This is a genomic window from Curtobacterium sp. PhB172 (genome assembly GCF_003752545.1).
Taxonomy (GTDB): domain Bacteria; phylum Actinomycetota; class Actinomycetes; order Actinomycetales; family Microbacteriaceae; genus Curtobacterium.
The window spans coordinates 228,674-253,894 of record NZ_RKIF01000007.1; the positions used below are offsets into that span (position 1 = coordinate 228,674).

22 protein-coding genes are annotated in these 25,221 nt (G+C 69.8%); 8 read left to right on the forward strand and 14 right to left on the reverse strand.

What is annotated here, in order from left to right; translation table 11 throughout:
• Nucleotides 1-10 precede the first annotated feature (10 nt).
• Together purL and EDF42_RS08260 are read left to right on the forward strand one after the other, a co-directional pair.
• Nucleotides 11-2,392, forward strand: coding sequence for a phosphoribosylformylglycinamidine synthase subunit PurL (gene purL / locus EDF42_RS08255; RefSeq protein WP_260235261.1), 2,382 nt, complete (start codon nucleotides 11-13; stop codon nucleotides 2,390-2,392).
• 16 nt (nucleotides 2,393-2,408) lie between these two features.
• Nucleotides 2,409-3,329 (forward strand): 2-hydroxyacid dehydrogenase, encoded by a 921-nt coding sequence (locus tag EDF42_RS08260; RefSeq protein ID WP_185040830.1) that lies wholly within the window; start codon nucleotides 2,409-2,411, stop codon nucleotides 3,327-3,329.
• 137 nt (nucleotides 3,330-3,466) lie between these two features.
• Here the strand turns inward: EDF42_RS08260 and EDF42_RS08265 are convergent, their stop codons facing one another.
• Together EDF42_RS08265 and EDF42_RS08270 are read right to left on the reverse strand one after the other, a co-directional pair.
• Nucleotides 3,467-4,618: a beta-propeller fold lactonase family protein gene (locus EDF42_RS08265; RefSeq protein ID WP_123671987.1), complete on the reverse strand. Its 1,152-nt coding sequence runs from the start codon at nucleotides 4,616-4,618 to the stop codon at nucleotides 3,467-3,469.
• The gene (locus EDF42_RS08270; RefSeq protein WP_123671988.1) at nucleotides 4,615-4,938 is read right to left on the reverse strand and encodes a chorismate mutase; all 324 of its coding nucleotides are present in this window, start codon (nucleotides 4,936-4,938) and stop codon (nucleotides 4,615-4,617) included. The genes EDF42_RS08265 and EDF42_RS08270 overlap by 4 nt, the downstream gene beginning before the upstream one ends.
• A 60-nt stretch (nucleotides 4,939-4,998) precedes the next feature.
• On the opposite strand from EDF42_RS08270, the gene EDF42_RS08275 reads away from it, so the two are divergent.
• The gene (locus EDF42_RS08275) at nucleotides 4,999-5,403 is read left to right on the forward strand and encodes a DUF1304 domain-containing protein (RefSeq protein ID WP_123340116.1); all 405 of its coding nucleotides are present in this window, start codon (nucleotides 4,999-5,001) and stop codon (nucleotides 5,401-5,403) included.
• A gap of 104 nt (nucleotides 5,404-5,507) precedes the next feature.
• Here the strand turns inward: EDF42_RS08275 and EDF42_RS08280 are convergent, their stop codons facing one another.
• Entirely contained in the window at nucleotides 5,508-6,512 is a 1,005-nt protein-coding gene (locus tag EDF42_RS08280; protein ID WP_123671989.1) for an iron-siderophore ABC transporter substrate-binding protein, read from the reverse strand.
• A 58-nt stretch (nucleotides 6,513-6,570) separates the two neighbouring features.
• Here EDF42_RS08280 and EDF42_RS08285 point away from each other — a divergent pair, with 58 nt between their 5' ends.
• Nucleotides 6,571-7,437, forward strand: coding sequence for a shikimate dehydrogenase (locus tag EDF42_RS08285; protein ID WP_123672191.1), 867 nt, complete (start codon nucleotides 6,571-6,573; stop codon nucleotides 7,435-7,437).
• A 29-nt stretch (nucleotides 7,438-7,466) separates the two neighbouring features.
• On the opposite strand, the gene EDF42_RS08290 is transcribed toward EDF42_RS08285, so the two are convergent.
• From EDF42_RS08290 to EDF42_RS08300, 3 genes are read right to left on the reverse strand one after another with little or no spacing between them, the layout of a single operon-like run.
• Entirely contained in the window at nucleotides 7,467-8,420 is a 954-nt protein-coding gene (locus EDF42_RS08290) for an SDR family NAD(P)-dependent oxidoreductase (RefSeq protein WP_123671990.1), read from the reverse strand.
• A gap of 34 nt (nucleotides 8,421-8,454) precedes the next feature.
• Nucleotides 8,455-8,841, reverse strand: coding sequence for a YchJ family protein (locus EDF42_RS08295; protein ID WP_123671991.1), 387 nt, complete (start codon nucleotides 8,839-8,841; stop codon nucleotides 8,455-8,457).
• A 9-nt stretch (nucleotides 8,842-8,850) separates the two neighbouring features.
• Entirely contained in the window at nucleotides 8,851-9,276 is a 426-nt protein-coding gene (locus tag EDF42_RS08300) for an organic hydroperoxide resistance protein (RefSeq protein WP_123340112.1), read from the reverse strand.
• A gap of 244 nt (nucleotides 9,277-9,520) precedes the next feature.
• Here EDF42_RS08300 and EDF42_RS08305 point away from each other — a divergent pair, with 244 nt between their 5' ends.
• Together EDF42_RS08305 and EDF42_RS08310 are read left to right on the forward strand one after the other, a co-directional pair.
• Nucleotides 9,521-10,207, forward strand: a complete 687-nt coding sequence (locus EDF42_RS08305) for a hypothetical protein (protein WP_123671992.1) — start codon at nucleotides 9,521-9,523, stop codon at nucleotides 10,205-10,207.
• A 213-nt stretch (nucleotides 10,208-10,420) separates the two neighbouring features.
• Nucleotides 10,421-11,170: an SOS response-associated peptidase gene (locus EDF42_RS08310; RefSeq protein WP_123671993.1), complete on the forward strand. Its 750-nt coding sequence runs from the start codon at nucleotides 10,421-10,423 to the stop codon at nucleotides 11,168-11,170.
• Between the two features lie 114 nt (nucleotides 11,171-11,284).
• Here the strand turns inward: EDF42_RS08310 and EDF42_RS08315 are convergent, their stop codons facing one another.
• From EDF42_RS08315 to EDF42_RS08325, 3 genes are all read right to left on the reverse strand, one after another.
• Nucleotides 11,285-16,765 carry an S-layer family protein gene (locus EDF42_RS08315; protein ID WP_185040833.1) on the reverse strand — a complete coding sequence of 1,827 codons (5,481 nt, stop codon included), beginning with the start codon at nucleotides 16,763-16,765 and terminating at the stop codon, nucleotides 11,285-11,287.
• Nucleotides 16,766-17,071: 306 nt separating this feature from the next.
• Nucleotides 17,072-17,401, reverse strand: coding sequence for a hypothetical protein (locus EDF42_RS08320; RefSeq protein WP_181437589.1), 330 nt, complete (start codon nucleotides 17,399-17,401; stop codon nucleotides 17,072-17,074).
• Nucleotides 17,402-17,514: 113 nt separating this feature from the next.
• Complete coding sequence (locus tag EDF42_RS08325; protein ID WP_123340108.1) at nucleotides 17,515-17,844, reverse strand: hypothetical protein; 330 nt, start codon at nucleotides 17,842-17,844, stop codon at nucleotides 17,515-17,517.
• Between the two features lie 260 nt (nucleotides 17,845-18,104).
• On the opposite strand from EDF42_RS08325, the gene EDF42_RS08330 reads away from it, so the two are divergent.
• Nucleotides 18,105-18,575: a VanZ family protein gene (locus EDF42_RS08330; RefSeq protein WP_148067664.1), complete on the forward strand. Its 471-nt coding sequence runs from the start codon at nucleotides 18,105-18,107 to the stop codon at nucleotides 18,573-18,575.
• Between the two features lie 64 nt (nucleotides 18,576-18,639).
• On the opposite strand, the gene EDF42_RS08335 is transcribed toward EDF42_RS08330, so the two are convergent.
• The 5 genes from EDF42_RS08335 to EDF42_RS08355 all read right to left on the reverse strand — a co-directional run bounded on the left by EDF42_RS08335 (nucleotide 18,640) and on the right by EDF42_RS08355 (nucleotide 24,426).
• Complete coding sequence (locus EDF42_RS08335) at nucleotides 18,640-19,200, reverse strand: sortase (RefSeq protein WP_123293616.1); 561 nt, start codon at nucleotides 19,198-19,200, stop codon at nucleotides 18,640-18,642.
• An 86-nt stretch (nucleotides 19,201-19,286) separates the two neighbouring features.
• Nucleotides 19,287-21,107, reverse strand: a complete 1,821-nt coding sequence (locus EDF42_RS08340; RefSeq protein ID WP_123671996.1) for a DUF4012 domain-containing protein — start codon at nucleotides 21,105-21,107, stop codon at nucleotides 19,287-19,289.
• 45 nt (nucleotides 21,108-21,152) lie between these two features.
• Nucleotides 21,153-22,124, reverse strand: a complete 972-nt coding sequence (locus EDF42_RS08345; protein WP_123671997.1) for a GDP-L-fucose synthase — start codon at nucleotides 22,122-22,124, stop codon at nucleotides 21,153-21,155.
• Nucleotides 22,124-23,152: a GDP-mannose 4,6-dehydratase gene (gene gmd, locus EDF42_RS08350; protein WP_123671998.1), complete on the reverse strand. Its 1,029-nt coding sequence runs from the start codon at nucleotides 23,150-23,152 to the stop codon at nucleotides 22,124-22,126. Before gmd ends, EDF42_RS08345 begins: the two co-directional genes overlap by 1 nt.
• Nucleotides 23,149-24,426 carry a glycosyltransferase family 4 protein gene (locus tag EDF42_RS08355; RefSeq protein WP_123671999.1) on the reverse strand — a complete coding sequence of 426 codons (1,278 nt, stop codon included), beginning with the start codon at nucleotides 24,424-24,426 and terminating at the stop codon, nucleotides 23,149-23,151. The genes gmd and EDF42_RS08355 overlap by 4 nt, the downstream gene beginning before the upstream one ends.
• A 201-nt stretch (nucleotides 24,427-24,627) precedes the next feature.
• Here EDF42_RS08355 and EDF42_RS08360 point away from each other — a divergent pair, with 201 nt between their 5' ends.
• Nucleotides 24,628-25,218, forward strand: coding sequence for an acetyltransferase (locus EDF42_RS08360; protein ID WP_123672000.1), 591 nt, complete (start codon nucleotides 24,628-24,630; stop codon nucleotides 25,216-25,218).
• Nucleotides 25,219-25,221: the final 3 nt, after the last annotated feature.

Consider the following 25,221-nt stretch of genomic DNA (forward strand, 5'->3'; position numbering starts at 1 on the left):
CGACAATACCGTGACGACTTACGTGCGCCCGAAGCCCGACACCGTGCAGGATGCCGCGGCGACTCCCGACAAGGACCAGCCGTACGACGCGCTGGGCCTGAAGCCGGACGAGTACGCCCGCATCAAGGAGATCCTCGGCCGCCGCCCCACCTCGGGCGAGCTGGCGATGTACTCCGTCATGTGGTCCGAGCACTGCTCCTACAAGTCCTCGAAGAACTACCTCCGTCAGTTCGGCAAGAAGGTCACGCCGGAGATGACGAAGAACCTGATGGTCGGCATGGGCGAGAACGCCGGTGTCGTCGACGTCGGCAACGGTTGGGCGGTGACCTTCAAGGTCGAGTCGCACAACCACCCGTCCTACGTCGAGCCGTACCAGGGCGCCGCGACCGGCGTCGGCGGCATCGTCCGCGACATCATCTCGATGGGCGCCCGCCCGGTCGCCGTGATGGACCAGCTCCGCTTCGGCGCGATCGACCACGAGGACACCGCGCGCGTCGTGCACGGCGTCGTCGGTGGCATCTCGTTCTACGGCAACTGCCTCGGCCTGCCGAACATCGGCGGCGAGACCTACTTCGACCCGGTGTACCAGGGCAACCCGCTGGTCAACGCCCTGGCGGTCGGCGTCCTGCGGCACGAGGACCTGCACCTGGCGAACGCGTCCGGTGCCGGCAACAAGGTCGTGCTGTTCGGTGCCCGCACCGGTGGCGACGGCATCGGCGGCGCGTCGATCCTGGCGTCCGACACCTTCACCGAGGGCGGCCCGACCAAGCGTCCCGCCGTCCAGGTCGGTGACCCCTTCGCCGAGAAGGTCCTGATCGAGTGCTGCCTCGAGCTGTTCCAGAAGGAACTGGTCGAGGGCATCCAGGACCTCGGCGCTGCGGGCATCTCCTGCGCCACGTCCGAGCTCGCGAGCAACGGCGACGGCGGCATGCACATCTCGCTCGACGACGTCCTGCTGCGCGACCCCACGCTCACGGCCGAAGAGATCCTGATGTCGGAGAGCCAGGAGCGCATGATGGCGGTCGTCCGCCCCGAAAAGCTCGACGAGTTCCTCGCCGTGGTCGGCAAGTGGGAGGTCGAGACCAGCGTCCTGGGCGAGGTCACCGGCACCGGCCGTCTCGTCATCGACTGGCAGGGCCAGGAGATCGTGAACGTCGACCCGCGCACCGTCGCCGTCGACGGCCCCGTGTACGACCGCCCGGTCGCCTACCCGACCTGGATCGACGCGCTGCAGGCCGACACCGCGGCATCGCTCGACCGCCCGGCCGACGGCCCCGCGCTCAAGGCGCAGTTCCTCAGCCTGCTCGGTTCGCCGAACCTGGCGTCGAAGAACTGGGTCACGAACCAGTACGACACCTACGTGCTCGGCAACACCGCGCTGTCGTTCCCCGATGACGGCGGCATGATCCGCGTCGACGAGGAGACCGGGCTCGGTGTCGCCATCGCCACTGACGCCAACGGCCGCTACTGCCAGCTCGACCCGAAGCAGGGCGCTCGTCTGGCCCTGGCCGAGGCGTACCGGAACGTCGCCGTCACCGGTGCCGTCCCCGCCGCGGTCACCGACTGCCTGAACTTCGGCTCCCCTGAGAACCCCGAGGTCATGTGGCAGTTCTCCGAGGCGGTCGAGGGGCTGGCCGACGGCTGCATGGAGCTCGGCATCCCGGTCACCGGCGGCAACGTGTCGTTCTACAACCAGACCGGCTCGACCCCGATCCACCCGACCCCGGTCGTCGGTGTGCTCGGTGTCATCGACGACGTCGCCAAGCGCGTCCCGTCGGGCTGGCAGGACGACGGCCACAACATCTACCTGCTCGGCACGACGAGCCTCGAGCTCGACGGGTCGGCCTGGGCAGGCACGGTGCACGGACACCTCGGCGGTCGTCCGCCGGCGGTGGACCTCGGTCGCGAGAAGGAGCTCGCCGAGCTGCTCTTCGCAGCGAGCGGCGAGCAGCTGCTGACGAGTGCGCACGACCTGGCGGACGGTGGCCTCGGCCAGTCGCTCGCCGAGTCCGTGCTCCGCTTCGGCCTCGGCGCCCGCGTGGTCCTCGACGAGCTCGAGTCCCGCGACGGCGTCGACACGGCGACCGCGCTGTTCTCCGAGTCGACCGGTCGCGTCATCGTGACCGTCCGGCGCGAGGACGACGTCCGCTTCCAGGGCCTGTGCGCCGGTCGGGGCTTCCCGGTCCTGCGCATCGGCGTGACCGACGCCACGTCGAACGCGCTCGAGGTCCAGGGTGCGTTCACGGCGACGCTCGACGAGCTCCGCGGCACGCACAACGCGACGCTGCCGGCCCGCTTCGGCGACGTGATCGTCGAGGACGTCACCGAGGGGTACGTCGGCCGTGGGCCGCTCGACTCCGACGGTGCGTTCTCGCCGCGCACGGACTCCTAGGCCCGGCGGACACCGCGTGCCCATCGTCACCCTGCCCTTCGCGGAGCTCGTCGACCGGTTCGGCCCCGTGCCGGACGGCATCGAGCTGGACGTGTGGGACGTCGAGGCGCCGTACGGTCGCCCGGGCGACGTCGCCATCACGTTCCTGCCGTTCTACTTCGGTGGACGGCACCGCTGGCAGTTCGTGCACGACCTGCCGGCGCTCGAGCTCCTGCAGCTGCCGAGCGCCGGCTACGAGCACGCGGTGCCGCACGTGCCCGGTCACGCCCAGCTGGCGAACGGTCGGGGGATCCACGACGACGAGACGGCCGAGCTCGCCGTCGGGCTGGCGCTGACTTCGCTGCGTGAACTCGGGGCGTTCCAGGCCGATCGCGCCAACGGTGTCTGGGACGCCCGGAAGACCCGTTCCCTGGCCGACCGCCGGGTCACGGTCGTCGGCTACGGCGCGATCGGGTCGGCGATCGCCACCCGGTTCGAGGCGTTCCGCACCGAGGTCACCGTGGTGGCCCGCACCGCTCGCGACCAGGACGGTCGCCACGTGCACGCGTTCGGCGAGCTGCCCGAGCTGGCACCGACGACGGACGTCCTCGTGCTCATCGCGCCGCTGACGGACGAGACCGAGCGGCTGGTCGACGCCGAGCTGCTGGCCGCGCTGCCCGACGGCGCCCTGGTGGTGAACGTCGCCCGCGGCAAGGTCGTCGACACCGGTGCACTGGTGGCGGAGCTGCAGTCCGAGCGGCTGTTCGCGGCGCTCGACGTCACGGACCCCGAGCCCCTGCCCGACGGCCACCCGCTGTGGACGACGCCGAACACGGTCCTCACGCCGCACGTCGGGGGCAACACCGACCTGAGCGTCCCGCGGTCGATCGAGCTGATGCGTCGGCAGGTCGCCGCGCTGGCCGAGGGTCGCCCGTTCGAGAACCTGATCGAGCGCTAGCGACCAGTCGGAACACGCCGTCGTCTGCGCGCGACGCCTCCGTGTCGACGAAACGCCCCCGGGTTCAGCGGCGTCTCGTGAACATGGAGGCGTCGCAGCAGCACGACGGCGTCAGGCGCGCACCAGCAAACACGCCGTCAGAGCGGGACGATGCACGTCGGGGTCCCGACGGCGATCTGCTCGACGGCCTCGCCCGGCACACCGTCGGCACCGATCGGCAGGACGGCGATCGCGTCCGACCGCTCGTTGGCGACGAGCACGTACCCGGGCACCCGGGCGAAGTGCCGCGGCCAGGCGCCCCCGCACGACGCGGACCCGACGAGCGCGAGCCCGTCGTCGGCAGCGTCGAGCACCACGATCAGGTCGCGGCCACGGACGGCGACGGTGACGAGTCCGGCTTCGTCGACCTCGATGTGGCTGAGGAGCGACTCCCCCACCGCACCCTCGAACGTCGGGGTCGAGGCGATCGTCACGAGCGAGCCGGACTCGTCGCGGCGGAGTCGGTGGACCGCGCCGTCGAGCTCACCGGCGACGAACAGGTCGCCGTCGTACCAGGCCAGGTGCCGCGGGCCAACGCCGGGCGCCACGTGGTGCACGCGCAGCGCCTCGAGCGTGGGGACGCCGTCGGCCGACACGGTCACGCGGAACTCGTGCAGCGCGTCGCCGCCGAGGTCGGCGACGAGCACCGTGCCGTCGGGCGTCGCGACGGACTGGTGCGCGTGCGGCGCATCCTGCCGGTCCTGCACCGGGCCGGTGGCGGCGGGCAGGGTCGCGACGGCGATGGCCGAGGCAGGGACGGCGAGCCGGTCGGTGCGGCCGTGCACGCCGTCGGCGGGCAGGACGACGCCGTCGCTCGCGAGCACCGAGGCGGAGAACGACTCGGCCGCCGCCAGGGAGACGGCGGTGACGGTGCCGGAGACGTAGTTGGTGACGATCAGCGCCCCGGACGGGTCGACCCGCAGGTGGCACGGGGCGTCCCCGCCGGCGGAGGCGTCCCACAGGTGTTCGAGCGCGCCGTTCTGCATCCGGAAGGCCGAGACACCGCCGTCGTTCGTCTCGGACACGGCGTAGACACGGTCGCCCGACACGGCGAGGAACGAGGGATCGTCGAGCACCGCGACGGTACGAGCGACCGCGACGGTACGAGCGCCCGCGTCCGCACAAGCGCCCGCGTCCGCACGAGCGCCCGTGCGGGCAGCGCCGCCGTCGACCAGGGAGATGCCGGTCGCGTTCCCGCCGCCGGTGGCGGTGTAGGAACCGACGAGCAGGGTCGGCAGGTCGACGCTCATTCGTCGCGTCCGGCGATGCGCTCGTGGTGGTGGATGACCTCGGCGACGATGAAGTTGAGGAACTTCTCCGCGAAGGCGGGGTCGAGGTGCGCCTCGGCGGCGAGGCTCCGGAGCCGTGCGACCTGGATCTGTTCGCGGTCCGGGTCGGCGGCGGGCATGCCCGATTCGGCCTTCAGGTGCCCCACTCGCTGGGTGTACTTGAAGCGCTCGGCGAGCATGTGGATGACGGCGGCGTCGATGTTGTCGATGCTCTGCCGGATGCTCCGGAGTTCGGCGACAGCCGTCGCTTCGGGCTCGGGCGGGGTGACGTCGTCGCTCATGCCCCGAGCCTACTGGCGGACGCGCAGCCGAACCCCGCCGACGCCTGCGAGAATGAGCACATGTCGGTCTTGCTCGTGATCTCGGGCGTGTGTGCGGTCCTCGCTGGCCTCGTCCACGTGTACATCTGGTTCCTCGAATCCATCATCTGGACGAGTCCACGCGCCCGCAAGGTGTTCGGCATCGCGACCGAGACCGAGGCCGACGCGACCCGCTCCCTCGCGTTCAACCAGGGGTTCTACAACCTGTTCCTGGCGATCGGCGCGATCCTCGGTGTCGTGCTCGTGCTCGCGGGCAACACCGCGACCGGCTGGACCCTCGTCGTGTTCTCGACCGCGAGCATGCTCGGCGCCGCGGTGATCCTGATCGGCTCCGGCCGCAAGTACGTCAACTCCGCGTTCAAGCAGGGCACGCTCCCGCTGATCACGCTGCTGTTCGCGCTGCTCGGCTCGAGCTTCCCGGTCTGAGCCGTCCCGACCACACCGTCAGCCCCGAACACCCCGCGAAAGCGACAGGGTGCCGCCGAACATCGGCGGCACCCTGTCGCTTTCGCGGGTGAGAACAGGACAGGTCAGCCGAGCTTGTCCTCGAACTGGGCCGGCAGCTTGTCGAGCGCCCACTCGATCGCAGCGGTGGTGCCCATCGAGAACGCCGACGACACGTCCTTGTCGTCGAAGACGATGTAATGGCCGGCCTCGACCGACGGCACCTTCTGGAACAGCGGGTCAGCCTCGGCCTTCGACGCGTCGACGTAGATCGGCAGGATCAGCGTCAGGTCGGCGTCGAGCAGGTCGAGGTTCTCGTCGGACAGCGTGACGGAGAACGCTTTGCCGGCTTCCTTGTCGATGGCCGACGGGATCGTGAACCCGAGGTTCTTCATGAACGACGAGCGGCTGTCGGTGGAGGCGTACGCGCCGAAACCCTCGGAGCTGTACGCACCGACGACGGCGGTCTTGCCCTCGAAGTCCGGGTGCGCCTTGCGTGCCGCGGCGTACGCGTCGTCGAGGCCGGAGAGCAGCTTCTTGCCCTCGGACTCCTTGCCGAGCGCCTTCGCGATCATCGTGGTCTGCTGCTCGGTCGAAGCGAGGTAGTTCTCGCCGCCCTTCGGGATCGCGACGGTCGGCGCGATCGCGGACAGCTTGTCGTAGCGGTCCTTGTCGCCCGACGACTTCACGTCGAGGATCAGGTCCGGGTTGAGCTTGAGGATGTCCTCGTAGCTCGGCTCGAGCGTCTGGATGATCTTCGGCGACTTCGTGTACGCGTCCTTGAGCCACGGGCCGACACCGTCGCCACCGAAGGCGAGCCAGTCGCTCGCGCCGACCGGCTGCACGCCGAGCTCGAGCGCGGTCTCGGCGTCGCCCCAGCCGAGTGCGACGACGCGCTTGGGCTGCGAGTCGATCGTCGTGGTGCCGAGGCCGGTCGTGATGGACACCGGGAAGGCGCCGTCGGACGACGATCCCGAGGACGACTCGGACGAGCTGGAGCCGGAGGCACAGCCGGCGAGGACGAGGGAGGCTGCGGCGACGGCACCCGCAGCGGCGAGGACACGTCGGAGACGAAGGGATGAGCGGATCACGAAGGGTAGCCTAACCTAACGGGGCGCTCAGGAAATCGGCTGGATAAGCTGGGTGATCGTGGCCGTCCCAGATCCAGACCGCACGCGCCTCGCGGTGCTCGGCTCCCCCATCGCGCATTCGCTCTCCCCCGCGCTCCACGAAGCGGCCTACGACGCGCTCGGGTTGGGGTGGTCGTACGGGAGGCACGAGGTCGCGTCCGGCGGGCTCGACGCGTTCGTCGCGGGGCTGGGTCCCGGATGGCGCGGGCTGAGTCTCACGATGCCGCTCAAGCGCGAGGTGCTGCCGCTCCTCGACCGCACGACCCCGTTGGTCGATGAGCTCGGGGTCGCCAACACGGTGGCGTTCCGCCACGAGGGCTCCAGCATCGTCCGCGCGGGCGCCAACACCGATGTCCAAGGTCTCGTCCGTCCGGTCGAGGCGCTCGGGCACGTGCCCGGCGAGGCCACGATCCTGGGCGGTGGCGCGACCGCGGCGAGCGCCCTGACCGCGGCCGTGCGGCTCGGGGCGTCGCTCGTGCGGGTGTTCCTGCGCGACACCGCGAAGGCCGGGTCGCTCGTGGAGCTGGCCGTGCGGCTCGGCGTCGCGCTGGAGGTCCTGCCGCTCAGCGACCTGCCTGGCACCCACCACGGGTTCGTCCTGTCGACGCTTCCCGGCGGCGCGGCCGACCCGCTCGAGCTGGTGCCGTCGGGGTCGGACGCCGTGCTGTTCGACGTCGCCTACGAACCGTGGCCGACCGCTGCAGCGAGCCGATGGGAGGGCGCCGGCGGCCGGGTGCTGAACGGTCTCGACATGCTCACCGAACAGGCGATCGGGCAGATCCGCTTCTTCCTGACCGGTGACGAGGACGAGCTGCTTCCCGACGAGGCCGCCGTCCGTCGTGCGATGCGCACGGCTGTCGGCCTGCCCACCGTCATCGGCAGCTAGCCGACGACGACGACCCCGGCGGCCCGCGGTCAGCCGCGGGACCGCGCCTCGGCGTCGAGCAGGGCGACGGACACGTCCCACAGCCGGTCGGCCTGCTCCGGGTCGAGCGCCCAGGGCAGCACGCCGTGCAGGCCGTCCTCGATCCGTTCGACCACCGCTGCTTCGTGGCAGTCCTCGAAGTAGCGGCCGGTGACCCCGTCGAGTTCCGGTGCGGTGGCGAGCAGGACCGAGGTCGCGGCTCCCTGCTCCGGGGTCTTCACGGCATCGGCCGCGGCGATCTTCGTGGCGGCGAGGACCTCCGGGTCCCAGTGCTTCTGCAGCCCGGTCCAGATCCCGCCCGGCATCAGGGCGTTCGCGGTGATGCCGTCGGCGGCCCACCGCCGGCCGGCAGCGACGGCGAACAGCACGTTGGCGGTCTTCGACTGGCCGTAGGCGAGTCCGGGTTCGTAGGGACGCCGGCGGAAGAACAGGTCGTCGAACACGACGGGCGAACCGCCGTGGCCGCTCGACGACACCGCGACGATGCGGGCCGAACTCGAGGCCGCCAGGGCGTCGTGCAGCCCGAGCGCGAGGGCGAAGTGCCCGAGGTGGTTCGTGGCGAACTGCGACTCCCACCCGGCGGGCGTGTACGACTCGGGCGCGTCCATGATGCCGGCGTTGGCGACGAGCACGTCGAGCGGCCCCGACCACGCTGCGGTGAACGCCTCGACGGAGGCCGGGCGGTCCAGGTGCAGTTCGACGACGGCCGGTGCGTCCGTCCCCGTCGACCGGGCGATGTCGTCCGCGACCCGGCGGCCGGCGTCGACATCCCGCACGGCGAGCGTCACGCGCGCTCCGGCTCCGGCGAGTGCTCGGGCGGTCTCCACCCCGATGCCGGAGGCGGCACCGGTGACGATCGCCTTGCGTCCCGTCAGGTCGAGGCCGTCGACGACCTCGGCGGCCGTGGTCCGGTCGCCGAAGCGGGTGAGGTCGCGTGCGGGCATGTCGACTCCTGTCAGCTGGCGTGGTGCGGAGCCGTCAGGCGACGACACCGTCCACGTAGAACCATCGTCCCTGCTCGCGGACGAACTCGCTCGTCTCCTCGAGCGTCCCGCGGTCGTCGTCGGAACGCCACCACGCGCGGAACGCGACCGTGCCCTGGGAGTCGAACGGGCCTCCCGAGGTCGTCGTCAGGATGTCCAACCGGGTCCAGCGCTGGGACGCGTCCAACTCGAGGGCTGCCGGACGGGTGCGCGGGTGCCAGGTGAGCAACAGGTACTCCGGCAGTCCCAGCGCGAACGCGCTGAAGCGTGAGCGCATCAGGCGCGCCGCGGTCGGCGCGGCCGCGCCGCGGTGCAGGGGGCCGCAGCACTCGCCGTAGGGGTTGCCGCTCAGGCAGGGGCAACGCGTCTCGTCGGTGACCACGCCGGAACGCTAGTCGACGATCGACAGCGCGACGGTGATGTTGCCGCGGGTGGCATTCGAGTACGGGCAGATCTCGTGCGCGCGCTCGGCCAGGCGCTGGCGCTGCTCCTGCGGGGTGGCCGGTGCGTAGACGTCGAGCTCGACCGCCAGGCCGAACGTGCCGTTGCCGGCGCCGCCGATGCCGACCTCGGCGGAGACCTCGGCGCCGGTGGTGTCGAGGTCGAGTTCCTTGCCCGCGGCGTGCAGTGCACCGAGGAAGCACGCGGCGTACCCGGCGGCGAACAGCTGCTCGGGGTTGGTGCCCTCGCCGCTGCCGCCCATCTCCTTCGGCGGGCGGGTGTCCAGGTCGAGCCGGTCGTCCTCGCTGCGGACGTGCCCGTCGCGGCCGCCTCCGGTGGCGTGGGCGGCTGCGGTGTAGACGATGTCGAGACTCATGGAGCCGAGGTCATCGCGCCCACCTGGACGTGTGCTGCGCGGGCCCGGGGTGCTGGGCCCGGGAGCCCGCGCCTGCCCGGGCCGCCGGGCGTGTCCGCGGCGTGTCCGCGGCGTGCCGGCGCCGCACCCGCGCCGCACTTCGTGAGCAGAAATGGTCGGGCCCCACGAGCGCACTCGACCATTTCTGCTCACGAAGTACCGAGCGCCCGAGCCACGACGCCGCACGCCCGGGTAGACATGACACGTGTTCAAGATCGGGTGGCAGGTGTACCGGGAGCGACTGCCCGCCCTCGTCAGCGTGCAGCGCCGCCGCCGCATCGTGGTCGTCGGCGTGATCGTGGCTGTCGTCGCGCTCGCGGGACTCGTCGTCCTCGGACTGTACTTCGACGACGGCTCCGTCCCCGTCGCCGCTGCGATCGTCGTGGCGGTGCTGTTCGCCTCCGGCATCGGACTCATCGGCACGTGCTTCGTACCGGTCGGACCGAAGGGCTGGAACGTCCCGCCGATCCCCGGCATCGGCTGGCGCACCCAAGAGGCGGTCGCCCGCTACTACCGCCGCAACCCTCCCGCGGTCGACCCGAAGCACCGTGACGCCGTCCTGCACGGCATGCCCGAGACCCGGGACCTGCTGGTCCGGGCAGCGTTCCGCGGGTACCTGCTGCTGGGAGGGTGGGCGCTCGCGTTGCTCGCGACGGTGCTGCTCAACGTCTTCACGGTCTCGTCGAACGACGACATCGTCGGTCTCTCCGCGGTCTGGATCCTCATCCCGGCGAGCGGTGCCGTCACCGCCATCGGGGGCATCCGCACCCTCGGCCGTCAGGAGCAGCTGCGCGTCGAGGCCGAGGCCCTCCCGCCCGTCCCGCCGGCACCGCCCGCCCGCGGCCGGCCCGGCACCCCGAAGGGCAGCAAGCTCTCGCTGCCGGGCGACTGACCCGTCGAGTACGGTCGCCGCCGGGGCCGCCGAGCCGCTCGAGGTCCCCGCCGGCCCGACTTCGTGAGCAGAAATGGTCGGGTGGCGTGACGGGACCCGATCATTTCTGCTCACGAAGCGGAACGGGACAGCGGAACAGGACAGCGGAACAGACCGACACGACGCAACAGCACCGGCCGCGCGACTGTCGGGGGCACGGAGCACACTGGGCGCATGTGTGGAAGGTTCGTCGTCTCCGACACCACGGCCGATCTGTTGCCCGAGCTCCTCGGTGAGCTCGCCGGCCGGACCGAGCACGTCGACCAGGACACCGGCGTCGTGGGGACGGGCCTGGTGCCGAGCTGGAACGTCGCCCCGACCGACCCCGTGTCCGCGGTGCGCCAGCGGCACGGCGAACGCGAGCTGCCGCAGATCAGCTGGGGCTTCGTGCCGAGTTGGGCGAAGGACTTCCAGAAGCAGCGCCCGAAGCCGATCAACGCCCGCATCGAGACGGTCGCGACGAGCGGCATGTTCAGGCGGGCCTTCGCGACGAACCGGTGCATCGTGCCGGCGCAGGGCTACTACGAGTGGGTGGTGCGCGAGGACGGCAAGGAACCCCACTTCGTCCACGAGCCCGGTGGCGCCCTGGCGATGGCCGGGGTCGTGAGTGCCTGGCCGGACCCGACCAAGCCCGAAGGCGACCCGGACAAGTGGCGGCTGTCGCTGGCGATCATCACGCGCGACGCCCACGTGGCACCGGGCGAGGTGCACGACCGCATGCCTGCGTTCCTGACGCCCGACGGCTACGACGACTGGCTCGGCGGCGGCACCGGTGGCGCCGGGGGCCTCGGCACCGACGACCTGCTCGCGCTGCTCGACCACGAGTCGCTGACGGTCGCGGCCGGCCTGGAGCAGTACGAGGTCGCCCGCACCGTGAACAGCGTGAAGAACGACGGCCCGCAGCTCATCGAACCCGTGGCGTAGCGGCGGGTCGACGCGCGGCCGCGCGCGCACGCGACCAGGGCAGGAAGACGGGAGGCCCGGATCACGTGCGCCTGTCGGCTGACGTGATCCGGGCCTCCCGGTCGACCGCGGTGGTTACGGACGCGCGCTGCGTCGGATCCCCGGGGCGGCTGCGATGCCCGCCGCGATGCGGCGACGCGTCACGAGCAGCACGCCGGCCAGGAGCAGCGCGATCGCCGCGAGGCCGAGGCCGACGAGGCCGGTCGCACCGGTGAAGGCGAGCTCCGCGGTGTGGACCGCTGCCGCGATGCCGGTCGGGTAGGTGACCGTGATGGTCGCCGTCACCGTCTGGCCGTTGCTGTCCGTCACCACGTACCCGATGAAGGTGGTGCCGGTGTGGCCCTTCGCCGGGGTGAAGACGACCTTGCCGTCGCGGACGGTCCAGGTGCCCTCGTGGCTGACGACGACGCGGTCGGACTGCTTGCCCGTCTCCGGGTCGATCAGGTGCAGGGTGCCCGCCTCGAAGGTGGCACCGCCCGAGGCGGAGTCGTTGCCGAGCGGGTCGATCGTGACCTGGTGCCCGACGGTCCCGGTGGCGGAGTCGTCCTTCGCGACCGCGGCGGCGACGACCGTCATCGTGGCGGTGGCGGTGGTGGTCTGCCCCGAGGCGTCGGTCACCGTGTAGGTGAAGGTGTCCGTGCCGGTGAAGCCGGCGGCCGGGGTGTAGACGTACGCGCCGGTGGGCTGGACCGTCACCGTGCCGTGGGCCGGCCGCCGGTCCAGGGCTGCGGTGAGGCGGGTGCCCTGGTCGTTGGCGAGCAGACCGTGGGCGGTGTCACGGGCGATCGGGGTGCCGGCGACGGTGCGGCCGGCGTCCTTCGTCGCGTCGATGCCAACGGTGACGGTGACGGTGGCGTCGACCTGCTGACCCGAGCCGTCCTGTGCCCGGTAGGTCACGGTGTCGGTGCCGGAGAAGCCCTTCGCCGGGGTGTAGACGAACGTGCCGTCCGCGGCGATCGAGACCGTGCCGTGCTCCGCCTTGCCGGAGGTCACGACCGTCAGGTCGCTGCCGTGGTCGTTGCCGAGCACACCGGGGCCGGCGACGGTGACCGGCTTGCCGGCCTTCGTGGCTGCCTTGTCGTTCGTCGCCGTCGGGGTGACGGTGATCGTGACGAGGCCGGTCGCGGTGTTGCCGTCGCGGTCGACCGCCGTGTAGGTGAAGGTGTCGATGCCGGACCAGTTGTGCTCCGGCGTGTAGACGTACGAGCCGTCCTTCGCCAGCACCACGGTGCCGTGTGCCGGCTTGCGGTCGGTCTTCGCCCACAGGTCGGTGCCCTCGTCGTCGGACAGGACGCCCGTGCCGACGGTGGCGGTCACGGTGCCGTTGGTGGCGGTGCGGCCGGTGTCGGGCGTCGCCATGGTGCCGACCAGGACGGTGACGGTCGCCGTGGTGGTCTGGCCGGAGCCGTCCGTGACGGTGTACGTGAACGTGTCCGTGCCGGAGAAGCCCTTCTTCGGCAGGTAGACGAGCGAGCCGGGCTCGGTGCCCTTGGTCACGTCGCCGTGTGCGGCGTCACCGTGGCCGGTGACCGTGAGCGTCGTGCCGTGGTCGTTGGCCGTCAGCGTCGTGCCGGCGATCGCCAGCGCCGTGCCCGCGGTGGTGTGCACGGTGTCCGCGACGGCGACGGGCATGACCGTCACCGTGACCTTCGCCGTCGCGGTGCCGCCGGTCGGGTCGGTCACCGTGTAGGTGAACGTGTCCGTGCCGGAGAAGCCGTCGGCCGGCGTGTACGTGACGGTGCCGGTGCCGGTGACGGTGCCGGTGTTGCCGGTTCCGGCTCCGCCTCCGGTGATCGCGGCCTCGCCGTGACCGGGCTTGGTGACCGCGGTGACGGTGAGCTTCGTGCCGGAGTCGTTGCCCGTCACCAGGACGTCGACCGGGGTCGAGGCGGTGGTGGTCGTGGCGTCAGCGACGGCCTTCGGTGCGACGACGATCGCCACGGTGCCAGTCGTGGTGCCACCGGCGCCGTCGGTGACGGTGTAGTCGAACGAGTCCGGGCCGGAGTAGCCGGGCTTCGGCGTGTAGGTGTAGCCGCCGTCCTCGTCGACGACGACGTCACCGTGCGACGGGTCGGTGTTGTCCGTGACGTGCAGGTCGGTGCCGGTGGCGCCGTCGAGCACGCCCTTGTCGGCCGGGACGGTGATGGAACCGTCGGCGTCGGTGGTCGTGGAGCCACCCGCCGTGACGGGGGTGACCCGGACGGAGACCGTGCCGGTGTTCGTGAGGCCGTTGCGGTCGGTGACCGTGTACGTGAACTCGTCGGTGCCGGAGAAGCCGGGCTTCGGCGTGTAGGTGACGGTGCCGTCGTCGTTCCGGACCGCGGTGCCGTTCGTGCCGCCCTTGCCGACGGGGATGTCGAGCACGGACAGGCCGGTGCCGTGGTCGTTGCCGGTCAGGTCGGCGGAGTTGACCGTCTTGCTGCCGCCTGCCTTGACCGTGATCTCGTCCGACTCGGTGCCGGGCTCGACCGTGATGGTCACGACACCCGTGGCCGTCCCGCCGGAGGGGTCCTTCGCCGTGTAGGTGAAGGTGTCCGTGCCCGAGAAGCCGTCCTTCGGGGTGTACGTGTACGACCCGTCCTCCGCCAGCTCGAGGTCGCCGTTCGCCGGTTCGAGGTCGACCGTGGCGGTGAGCTTCGTGCCCTCGTCGTTCGCGAGCACGCCCGTGCGGTCGTCGCCGTCCCCACCCACGGTCAGCGTGGTGCCGGCGGTGGCGGTCGCGGTGTCCGGGGTGGCCATCGGGCCGACGACGACGGTGATCGTGCCGGTCGTGGTCTGGCCGGAGTCGTCCCGCACCGTGTAGGTGACGGTGTCGGTGCCCGAGAAGCCGGGCTTCGGCGCGTACGTGATCGTGCCGGTGGTCGGGTCGATCGTGACGTCGCCGTGCGTCGTGCCGTCGGCGTCCGGCACGGCGGCCGCGTCGGTGACGGTCAGCTTCGTTCCCTTGTCGTTGCCGGTGAGCGTCTCCGGCGCGATGGTCAGCGTCTCGCCGGACTTCGTCGCCACCGTGTCGCCGTTCGCGACCGGCTTGACGGTGACGGTGACCGTCGCCGGGCTGGTGGTGACCTTCGAGCCGTCGGTCACGGTGTAGGTGAACGAGTCGGTGCCGGAGAAGTCACCCGTCGGCGTGTAGTCGACGGTGCCGTCCTCGGCGACCACGGCGGTGCCGTTCACCGGACCGGTGACGATCGTGGTGACCAGGTCCGTGCCGCGGTCGTTGTGCTGCACGTCGACGTTCACCGGGGTGCCGGCGCTCGTCGTCGTGGAGTCGTTCGCGATCGTCGGGTTGACCGTGATGGTCACCGTGGCGGTCGTCGGCGCACCGGCGGTGTCCGTCGCGGTGTACCGGAACGAGTCCGTGCCCGAGAAACCGTCTGCCGGCGTGTAGGTGATCGCACCGGTCGCCTTGTCGAGGGTGAGCTCGCCGTGCGCGGGCTTCGTGTTCGACGAGACGGTCAGGCCGGTACCGAGGTCGTTGCCGAGGACGCCGGTGGCGCGGGTGTCGGCGGTGTACGTGGTGCCGGCGGCGACGCGGACGGTGTCGTCCTTCGCCAGCGGGGCGACGTTCACGGTCACGGTGACGGTGTCGCTCTTCCCGTTGCCGTCGGTGACGGTGTACGTGAAGGAGTCGGGGCCGGAGTAGCCGGTGGCCGGGGTGTACGTGGAGCTGCCGTCCTTCGCGACGACGACGTCACCGTGCGACGGCTTGGTGCTGCCCGTGACCGTCAGGTCCGAGCCGAGGTCGTTGGCGAGCAGGCCGGGCGCGGTGCCGGGGGTGGTGGTGCCCGCCGTCGCGGTGATCGTGTCGGCGACCGCGGTCGGCAGCACCGTGATGGTGACCGTGCCGCTGATCGGTGCGCCGTCGCCGTCCTTCGCCGTGTAGGTGAAGGAGTCCGGGCCGGAGTACCCGGCGGTCGGGGTGTACGAGTACGAACCGTCCTTGCCGACGGTCAGGTCACCGTGGGCGGGCTTGGTGTTGCCCGTGACCGTCAATCCGGTGCCGTGGTCGTTCGCGAGCAGACCCGTCTTCGCGTCCGCGGTGGCGGTCTGGCCGGCGTGCACGCTGAACGCGTCGTCGGTGCCCGCCGGGGCGACGGTGATCGTCACCGTGCTGGTCGAGGTCTGGCCCGACGAGTCCTTCGCCGTGTACTGGAAGGTGTCCGTGCCCGAGAAGCCGTCGGCCGGGGTGTACGTGTACGAGCCGTCGGGCTGCACGGTCGCGGTGCCGTGTGCGGGCGTGGTGTTCGACACGACGGACAGGCCGGTGCCGCTGTCGTTCGCCAGGACGCCCTTCGCCGGCACGGTGAGCTTCGTGCCGTTCGGCGTGTTGCCGGTGTCCGAGGTCGTGGTGACGTGGACGGCCTTGAGCGTGTTGGTGAAGGTCACCATGACGTCGGTGCCGTCGGCGGTCGTGGCGGCGGGGAACGTGAAGGTGCCGGTGTTCCCCTTGCCGTCGGCGACCAGCGCGCCGGTCGTCTGGTTCCGTGCCACCCACGACGTGCTGTAGTTCGCCAGGTCGGTGGTGCCCGAGGCGGTCTGCGTGACCGTGTAGTCCTTGTTCGGTGTGCTCAGGACGGCGCCGGCGCGCTGCGACTGGGTGCCGGTGCCCGTGCCGGTCGTCGTCGCCGAGGTGCCGGGCTTCGTGGGGTCGATGCCGCCGCCGGTGATGGCGAGGCCGAACTGGTCGCCCGCGTTCCAGCGCTTGTCGACGCTCGCCTCACCGGTGACGGTGTCGGCGTAGTTGCAGCTGGCGAGGTCGGTGGCGGCGTAGTTGCCGACGATCGGGAAACTGCGGACCTGCGCGCCCGAGGTGGGGTCGAGCTGGTAGATCGTGGTCGTGGAGACGTTGTTCGCCGTCACGGTGTTCGACACGTACAGGTAGCCGTCGGACGAGAACGCGATGCCCGGGCTGCTGGTGCCCGCCGGCAGGGTCGCGATGGCGGAGGTCGACATGGCGGTGGCGCCCGGGGTGCTCGAGACCTCGTCGGTGTTGACGCGGTAGACCGTGTCGGCCGCGACGACGAAGAACAGGCCGCGCGAGCTGAACGCGAAGTCACCGTTGCCGGCCTTCAAGCCGTTGATCTGCCCGACCTGGCCCAGGTACGTGCTGGTGGCCGGGTCGTAGGCGCCGAGCCACCCGGCGTTGTCGCCGTAGTAGTAGATGCCGTCCTTCGGGTTCACCGCACCGCGGATCACGACACGCTTCTGGTCCGTCGTGATCGGGTCGGACACGCTCCCGTCCTTCGGGTTGTAACGCCGGAGCGTGGCGCTGACGTTGTTCGACGCGGCGAACATCGACACGCCCTCACGCGAGATACCGAGGCCGTTGTTGGCCCCGGTGCCGAGGTTCGTGACGTCCGCGGTCGTGCCCTTGGAGTCGCCGGTGGTGATGTCCACGGCGACGACCTTGCCCGTGCTGTCGATGGCGTAGAGCGTGTTCTGGTCGCACACCAGTGCACCGTTCGAGATCGCGGTGACGGCCGAGGCCGGCTCGGCCGCGATGACCGCCGTGGTCGTCGAGAGACCGGCGCCGACGAGCAGCGCAGCGCCGAACATGGCGACGGTTCGGACGCCGAAGCGGCGTCGAGGCACAGCGGTGCCCTGGTTTCCAGGCAGCATGATCACTTTCGGGTCGAGACGATGCGGGCGCTGAGCAACGGCCGTCGGTTCAGGGAGAACGGTCGTTGGCGCCGGGTCGATACTGGCAGGTCTCGATACCGAAGTGGGGTCAGTGCGGGTCCCCAATAGGGGGGACCACTCGTTGTGGGGGTAGGCGCGCCGCAGAGCCGCGTCACCCGCTCGGGGCACAGCAAAACCCCACCGGGATCCGGTGGGGTTTCGGGGGTTCGAGCGTGGTCAGGATCAGGCGGTGGCGCGGATCACGTCCGGCAGCAGCACGTGCAGCCGTTCGGCCAGACGCCCCTTCGCCTCGTCGAGGGAGCGGAAGTCCCCCACGTACTCGCCGAACGTGTCGGCGACGAAGAAGTGGGTGCCCTGTCGATCGACGGTGCCGCCGTAGTACCCGCCGTAGTTGGCGACCCAGAGCCCGGTGTCGGGCTGCGCCCAGCTGATGCGGACACGAGCAGGTGCGGTGTCCGCGACGACCTGCGCCTCGATCTCGGCGATGACCTCGATCGTCCGGGTGTCCAGCGTCACTTCGGTCTGCTGGTGGTGATCGGCGGTCATGCTCATGGCGGTGCTCCTTCGGGCTGTGCTGCGTGCTGGTGCTGCGGGCGTCGCGGACGCCGATGGTGCGTGGTGGGACGGGCGCCGACGGTGCCCGTAGCGCGGTGGTGCGGTGGTGCCTACTCGACCGGTCGGATGACCGACGGGAGCATGACGTGGAGCTGGTCCTCGAGCTTGGTCTGCGCTTCTTCCAGCGATGCGAACTCACCGACGACCAGGCCGAAGGTGTCCGAGGCGACGAAGCGGCCGTCGCGCTTGTCGACGCTGCCGCCGAAGTACCCGCCGTAGCCAGCGATCCACTCGCCCTGGTCTTCCTGCACCCAGGTGACCTTGGCGCGGGTGGGACGGGTCGAGGGCGCCGCGTCGGCTTCGAGGATCGCGATGGTGTCGACCGTGTCGGTGTCGAGGGTGACCTCGGCCTGCGTCGCGTTGTTGACGGTGATGCTCATGTCGCTCTCCTTCACGATCCGGGGTACATCTGCTGACACCAGAACGCTACGAGAACCACGGCCCGAACCGCCAGCGATGCCCGTTGATTCACGGGTTCTGTCAATGCGGCCCATCGGCGTCCCCCGGGTTTCCGGGGCGGTGTGACGTCTCTCCGGGGTACACGCGCCAGATCGGGGTACTCGTTTTCCGGACCTCCGAGATGCGTCACGGAATGACGGAGACGCCCATCCGGGAGGCCCGACTCACTACCGTCGGTCGGGTGACCTCCGACAGTCCCCGCGATCCAGGGCACGCCCCGGCCACCGGACGCAGCCGTCGGGTCGCGACGTGGCTGGCCGCCGCCTACGGCGTCGCGGTGGCGCTCGTCGGGTTCTGGGGTTCACCCGTCGACGCGGCAGCCGGTCCGACGCTCGACCGGGTGATCGCGGCCGCCCATCGCCACGGGGCCCCCGACTGGTTCGGCTACGGCACGATCGAGTCGCTGTCGAACGTGCTCTTCTTCGTCCCGCTGGGTCTGCTCGTGGTCCTGCTCGCGGGCGCTCGGTGGTGGTGGGCCGGTGCGGCTGCGGGCGTTGTCGTCAGCGTCGGCATCGAGACCGGACAGGCGGTCTTCCTGCCCGCGCGCACCGCGTCACTGGCCGATGTCCTAGCGAACGGCCTGGGGGCGGTTCTGGGCTCGCTGCTCGGGGTACTGGTGCTGTCGTGGGCGGCGCACCGACGGCGTCACTGACACACGGACACGACGAAGCCCCCGGAGCGATGCGCTCCGGGGGCTTCGTTCAGTCGCTCGAGACTCAGACGGACTCGCGCTGACGACGGACCGAGGTGCGGACCAGCAGCAGGCCACCACCGAGGACGACGGCGCCGCCGGCGACCCAGATCGCGAGCATCGAGATCGTGGAACCGGTGAAGGCGAGCTCGCCGTTGCCGTTGGTGCCGGCAGCAGCAGCCGGGACGACAGCGGTGCCGTCGGCCGGGACGACCGTCAGGGCCGAGGTGGCCACGTTGCCCGAGGTGGCGCCGGTCGCGGTGAGCGAGTAGGTGCCCGACGCGCCCTGCGGCAGCGTGACGGAGACCGCAGCGGCACCGGTCGACGACGCCGTGTAGGTCTTGGAGACGGTGGTGATGGGCAGCGCGCCCAGCGTGACGGCGCCAGCACCGGTCACGGAGACGGAGACCGTCTCGTTGGCGACGAACGAACCGGCGGCGAAGCCGACGGTCGCGGTGCCACCGGAAACGGCCGAGCCCGAGACGCTGACGTTCGACGCGGGCACGTAGCCGGCGGCGTTGGCAGCGGACGGAACGGCAACGAACGCAGCAGCGGCCAGGACGACCGCAGCGATGATCTTCTTCATGGATGTGTCCCCTAGACCCTGATGGCTTCGCGCGGATGGAAGTGCGACCAGCCCCGAGTACTTGCAGGCGCGATGGCGAAGTTCGCTCAATCTACCGGGGATTCACAGCTGGTGGCCAGGGGCTTTGTAACCGACTGGTGAACACCGGGGGTCGACACCGCGTCGACCGCGGTCCGCCCCTGGTCGACGCCGCCCAGGTACTGCACCCGGATCGTCGTGCTTTTCCCTGGTGAGAGGGTGGTCTGGAACTGCGCGACGGGATGGACACCGTCCGTCGCCGTCTGCGGGGACGCCGTCTTGCCATCCTGAGTGGATGTGACGTACACCCCTGAAGAGGGGGCGTAGACGGCGACGTTTGTCCGGACTGCGCCGGGCGCCACGCCGAATGCTCCGGCCCCTGTGACGTACTCCGGCAGGCTCGTCGCCGCGCCTGCCGGGGCGGTGCTCTTCAGCGTCACCTCGACCGTCCACGTCGGTCGGCCGTCCTTCCGGCACACCTCGCTGCCGACCGACACGGTCTTCTCGAGGTAGTAGTCCATCTTCGCGCCGGTGGCGTCGTTGAGGTACACACCGAACTGCTGTGAGCTCGTGTCGCTGATCGGCAGTCCCCCTGCGATGGCGGTCCCGGTGAGCTCCGACTGCTCGCTCTTGTCGGCGCTCCAGAGCTTGACCCGTCCTTCGTCCACACCGGTCGTCAGCGCCGCGATGAACTCCTTCGGGTCGAAGCCACCCTCGGAGACCTTCGTGAACACCGCGCTGGCTGCCGACGCGAAGAAGGCGTCCTGCACGGTCGGGTCCGGGTACTTCGCGTACGCCTCGCTCAGCAGCAGCTGCACCGCGTTGTCCGACGTCAACTCGTCACCGGTGGCGAGCTTCACCGGTCCGGTCGCCTTCAGGATGTAGCCGAGCGTCACCGGGTCGATCGACAGCACGCCGTCGACCCGTTGTCCGAACTGCCGCTTCCACATCTCCCGTGCCAGCTTCGCCGAGGTGTCGAAGCGTGGCGTCAGAGTCACGTCCTGCATGTACTCGCCAGTGATCGCCCCGTAAAGGCCTTGCGTGTCGGTGTCGAGCGGCAGCACCGGCTCGTCGTACGGCCCGAACGATGCACCCGAGGCCTGGCTCGCGAGATGGATCGCGCCATCCTCGACGTCCAGCAGTGCCACCGCACCGGGAATCCCCCCGCCGGCCCGGAGTTCCGCGTTGTTCTGGAACAGCACGACGTAGCGTTTCGCACCGCCGTCGCCGAGCATCGCCGGCGCCAGCTGCACCACCTTGTCGGCGACGGCCGCCTGTTCCGAGACAGACGCCAAGGAGGCCCGGAGCTGGTTCACCGCGTCCGTCACCGCCGACACGGTGTCACCGGTGTCGATCCGGTCGGCTGCCCTGGTCGCCTTGCTGAGCGCGGTGGTCGCCTTCGCGACCGCCGGCTGCGCCGCCACGAGCGGCTGCAGGTCGATCTTGCCGCCCTCGGGCTTGAACGCGTCGACGTCGACGTCACCGAGGGCCCCGGCGACCGGACGGACGGCGTCGCTCGCCACGTCGTCCACGATCGCGGACACCTGTCGGACGGCGCGGAGGTTGCCGCCGATGAACGGCGTGTGCTCGAAGACGGCCCACACCGGGTCGCTCGTGTTCGCCCGGGCGTCAGCGGCACTCGACTCGAGCTGCACCGCCGTGCGCTGTGCAGCTGCGGTGTCGCCCTTCGCCAACTGCGACCGCAGGGTGTCGACGTGCGCGACGGACGATTCGAGGTCCTGCTTCGCCAGCACTCCGCGGATCGTCACCCAGGCGACCGCGGCGATCACGAGCAGGACGATGAAGAGGACGCTCCACAGGATCCATCGGCGTCGCGGAGGCCGACGCCGAGCTGAGGCCGCAGATTCGGACTCGGGAAGGTCCGCCATTGCTTCATCCTAGAGTTCGGTCGTCGATGGTCGGGCGGAGCCGTGTCACTCGCGAATGTGTGCGGAGTTCTCGTGGTACCAGTCGATGGTGCTGCGGAGACCGTCCTCGAGTCCGATCCCTGCACGCCACCCGGCCTCAGCGAGCTTCGAAACGTCGAGGAGCTTCTGCGGCGTGCCATCCGGCTTGGAGCTGTCCCACACGGTTTCGCCATCGAAACCGACGATCTTGGCGATCGTCGCAGCGATCTCCTTGATCGTGACGTCCGAACCGGTGCCGACGTTGACCTGCTCCGGACCGTCGTAGTGCTCCATGAGGTGGAGGACGGCCCCTGCCATGTCATCGACGTGGAGGAACTCGCGGCGAGGCGAACCGGTCCCCCAGTTCTCGACGCGAGCCGCTCCGTCCCGAACGGCCTGGTCGTATCGGCGGATCAGCGCGGGCAGGACGTGGGAGCCGGTCGGCGAGAAGTTGTCCCCCGGCCCGTACAGGTTGGTCGGCATCGCAGAGATCCACGGCAGACCGTGCTGACGGCGAACGGCCTGTACTTGCATGATCCCAGCGATCTTCGCGACGGCGTACGCATCGTTCGTCGGTTCGAGATGCCCCGTCAGCAGCGAGTCCTCGCGGATCGGCTGCTCCGCGAACTTCGGGTAGATGCACGACGATCCCAGGAAGACGAGGCGCTCGGTACCGTGGACCACCGCGGCGTCCATGACGTTGACCTGGATCTGCAGGTTGTCGCTCAGGAAGTCGTGCGGGAACGTGTTGTTCGCCATGATCCCGCCGACCTTCGCGGCGGCGAGCACCACGTACTTCGGCTGCTGCTCGGCGAAGAACTCGAAGACCGCGTCACGATCCTTCAGGTCGAGCTCCGCTGAGGTCCGGCCGACGAGATCGGTGAAGCCTTCGCTCTCGAGCTTCCGCCAGACGGCCGAGCCCACGAGCCCGCGATGACCAGCTACGTACACGCGTGCGGACCGTTCTAGTGGACCGACCACGAATTCGGTGTCTGACATCAGGACTCCCAGCTCGCGAGACGGACGTTGTCGATCCAGGGACGACCTTCGCACTTGAGGGCCTCGATGTCGGCATTGACCATGATGCGGGCGAGTTCAGCCGTGTCGACGGTCGCCTCCCAGCCGAGCTTCTCCTTGGCCTTGGACGCGTCACCCACGAGGGCGTCGACTTCAGCAGGGCGCAGATATCGCTCGTCGAACTTGACGTGGTCTTCCCAGTTCAGGCCGGCGTGGTCGAAGGCGGTCTCCAGGAAGTCCTTGACGGTGAAGTTCCCACCGGTCGCGAGGACGAAGTCCTCGGGCTCGTCCGCCTGGAGCATTCGCCACATGCCCTCCACGTACTCAGCCGCGTATCCCCAGTCACGGACGGAGTCGAGGTTGCCCAGGTACACGAACTGCTCACGTCCCGCCTTGATCCTTGCGACAGCGCGAGTGATCTTCCGGGTGACGAAGGTCTCACCGCGGCGAGGCGATTCGTGGTTGAAGAGGATCCCGTTGACGGCGTACATGCCGTACGCCTCGCGGTAGTTGCGGGTGACCCAGTAGCTGTAGACCTTGGCGGCTCCGTACGGCGAACGGGGCCAGAACGGCGTTTCCTCGTGCTGCGGCGGCGGGGTCGCCCCGAACATCTCCGATGACGACGCTTGGTAGAAGCGCGTGTGGATACCCGACATGCGAACGGCTTCGAGCATTCGCATCGAGCCGATGCCGGTGACGTCGCCGGTGTGCTCGGGTTCGTCGAACGAGACACGGACGTGCGACTGCGCGGCGAGGTTGTAGACCTCGTCGGGCTTCAGCTCGCCGAGGAGGCTGACGAGTCTCGCGCCGTCCCCGAGGTCGCCGTAGTGGAGGAACAATTTCGCTTTCGGCTCGTGCGGATCCTGGTACAGGTGGTCGATCCGCGCAGTGTTGAACGTCGACGCACGGCGGATGAGCCCGTGCACCTCGTAGCCCTTGCGCAGCAACAGCTCGGCCAGGTACGAACCGTCCTGACCGGTGATGCCGGTGATGAAAGCGCGTTTCGTCAATCGATCCTCGTCTGATGGTGTGCTGCTGAGCTGAGCGTCTCGAACCGTCCAGGGCGGAGAGACTGGAGCAGATCGCTGAACTTGTGGAACGCCGCGTCCGCGGTCAGGTGCTCCCGGAGGAACTCCCGCGCTGATCGCCCGAACTCTTCAGCAGCAGTTCGATCTGCCCCCATGTCAAGAGCGGCTTCGAGAAGCGCCTGCGGATCCCCTGCCCTGACGGAAGCCCCAGCGCCCGCGGAGAGCACCTCGAACTCGGTGACGCTTCCCGGTTCTGTCGACGCGAGCACGGGAAGACCCGTGCTGAAGTACGAAGTGAGTTTGCTCGGCACAGCCATTCCGGAGATGCCGGGCGCTTCGTTGACCAGCAGGACATCCGCGCTGTTCATAGCCGCGTTGAACTCTTCGTCCGGAAGTGAATCGAGGAAGTCGAGACGGTCGACCCCGGCGCCGATGCTCTGGAGCCGATCTTGCTGATTCCCGCCGCCGAGCAGCACGAAACGGATCGGCGCTCCCTGTTCATCTGCGAGTTGTGCCGCTCGGACGACGTTCTCCAGGCCCTGCTTCACGCCCATGTTCCCGGCGTGCAGCACCACGACCTCGTCGTGCTTCCAGCCGAGACCGTCGCGGACCGCACGTCGGTCGATCCGGTCCGGTGCGCTGACGTGTGACCAGTTCCGGATGACGGCGACCCTGTCTTCGGGCACGCCGAGTTCACGCACGACGTGCTGCTTGAACCTGTCGTGGATGACGACGACGGCGTCTGATCGGCGGAGCAACCACTTCTCGACACGGCGGACGACCTTGCTGGCGAGTCCGCCACCCCGGCCGGTTTCTTCGAGGCCGAGCGAGTACAGATCTTGGACCCACGTCACCGACGAGACGCGTCGGCGTGCAAGTCGGACGCGCAGCATGGCGACTGCCGATGAGAAGAGGGCCGGCGAGACCAAGACGACGACGTCCGGCCCTCGCCACGGCGCAAGGACAGCGCGGACACCGAACGACAGTTCTGACAGAAGCCGCAGGAGGCCGACTGGCTTCTTCGGAAGCACGTGCCGAAGCCTGGTCACGCGCACGCCGTTCAACACCTCGGTCGATGTCCGCGGTGGTGTTTTCGGACCGAACGTCCATGCGGGGTAGTGCGGGAACGCCGTCACGACCGAAGCATCGATGCCCTCCCCAGCGACGCGCGCCGCCAGACCGCCCGTGTAGGGCGCGATACCGGTCGGCTCCGGCGGATAGTTCAACCCGACGAAGACGAGGGACCCCTGCTGCACTCGCCGACCATAACAGTCGCTCAGTTACGCACGAAGGCTCGTGTCCACTTGGCCCCACAACTGGCGGCGTCCGAGTCCAGGCGGAGGCAGTAGCTGCCGAGACCCGCCGACGATCGCTCGGCGACGACTGTGCCGCTGCATACAATTGCGCCGAGCGGCTCGAGGGGTATCGGGCTTCCACGGGGACAGGAGCGCGAACGCATGCAGGCCCATGACGAGCCGCCACGCGTGATCTCGCTCGCCGCTGCACCCGGTGAACGACAGTCCTGGGACCGATCACGCCTCACCGTCTACCTCTGGGGCGCCGTCGAGCTCCTCCTCGTGACGAATCCGTGGCAGATCTCTTCCGGCCTTCGTGTTCGAGCCCTCCGCGCGTTCGGAGCTGAGATCGGAGCGGGCGTCGTCTTCCGTCCGCGGACCCGCGTCAGGTTCCCCTGGAAGCTCCACATCGGCAACGACAGCTGGATCGGCGAGGGTGTCTGGTTCCACAACCAGGACCACATCTACGTCGGGCACGACGTCGTCATCTCGCAAGAGACGTTCCTCACGACCGGCAGCCACGCGCACCGTAAGGACATGGCGCTGCTCACTCGGCCAATCCACATCGAAGACGGCGTCTGGATCACGTCGCGATGCATGGTCCTCGGTGGTGCTCGTATGGGAACGTCGTCCTTGGCCACCCCGATGTCAGTCATCAACTCGCTCGTCCCACCGAACACCGTTGTCCAGGGGGCTCCGGCCGTTGCCGTCGGGCACCGTTTCGAATCCCAGGGCGCGAGCTGTCCAGAATGAAAA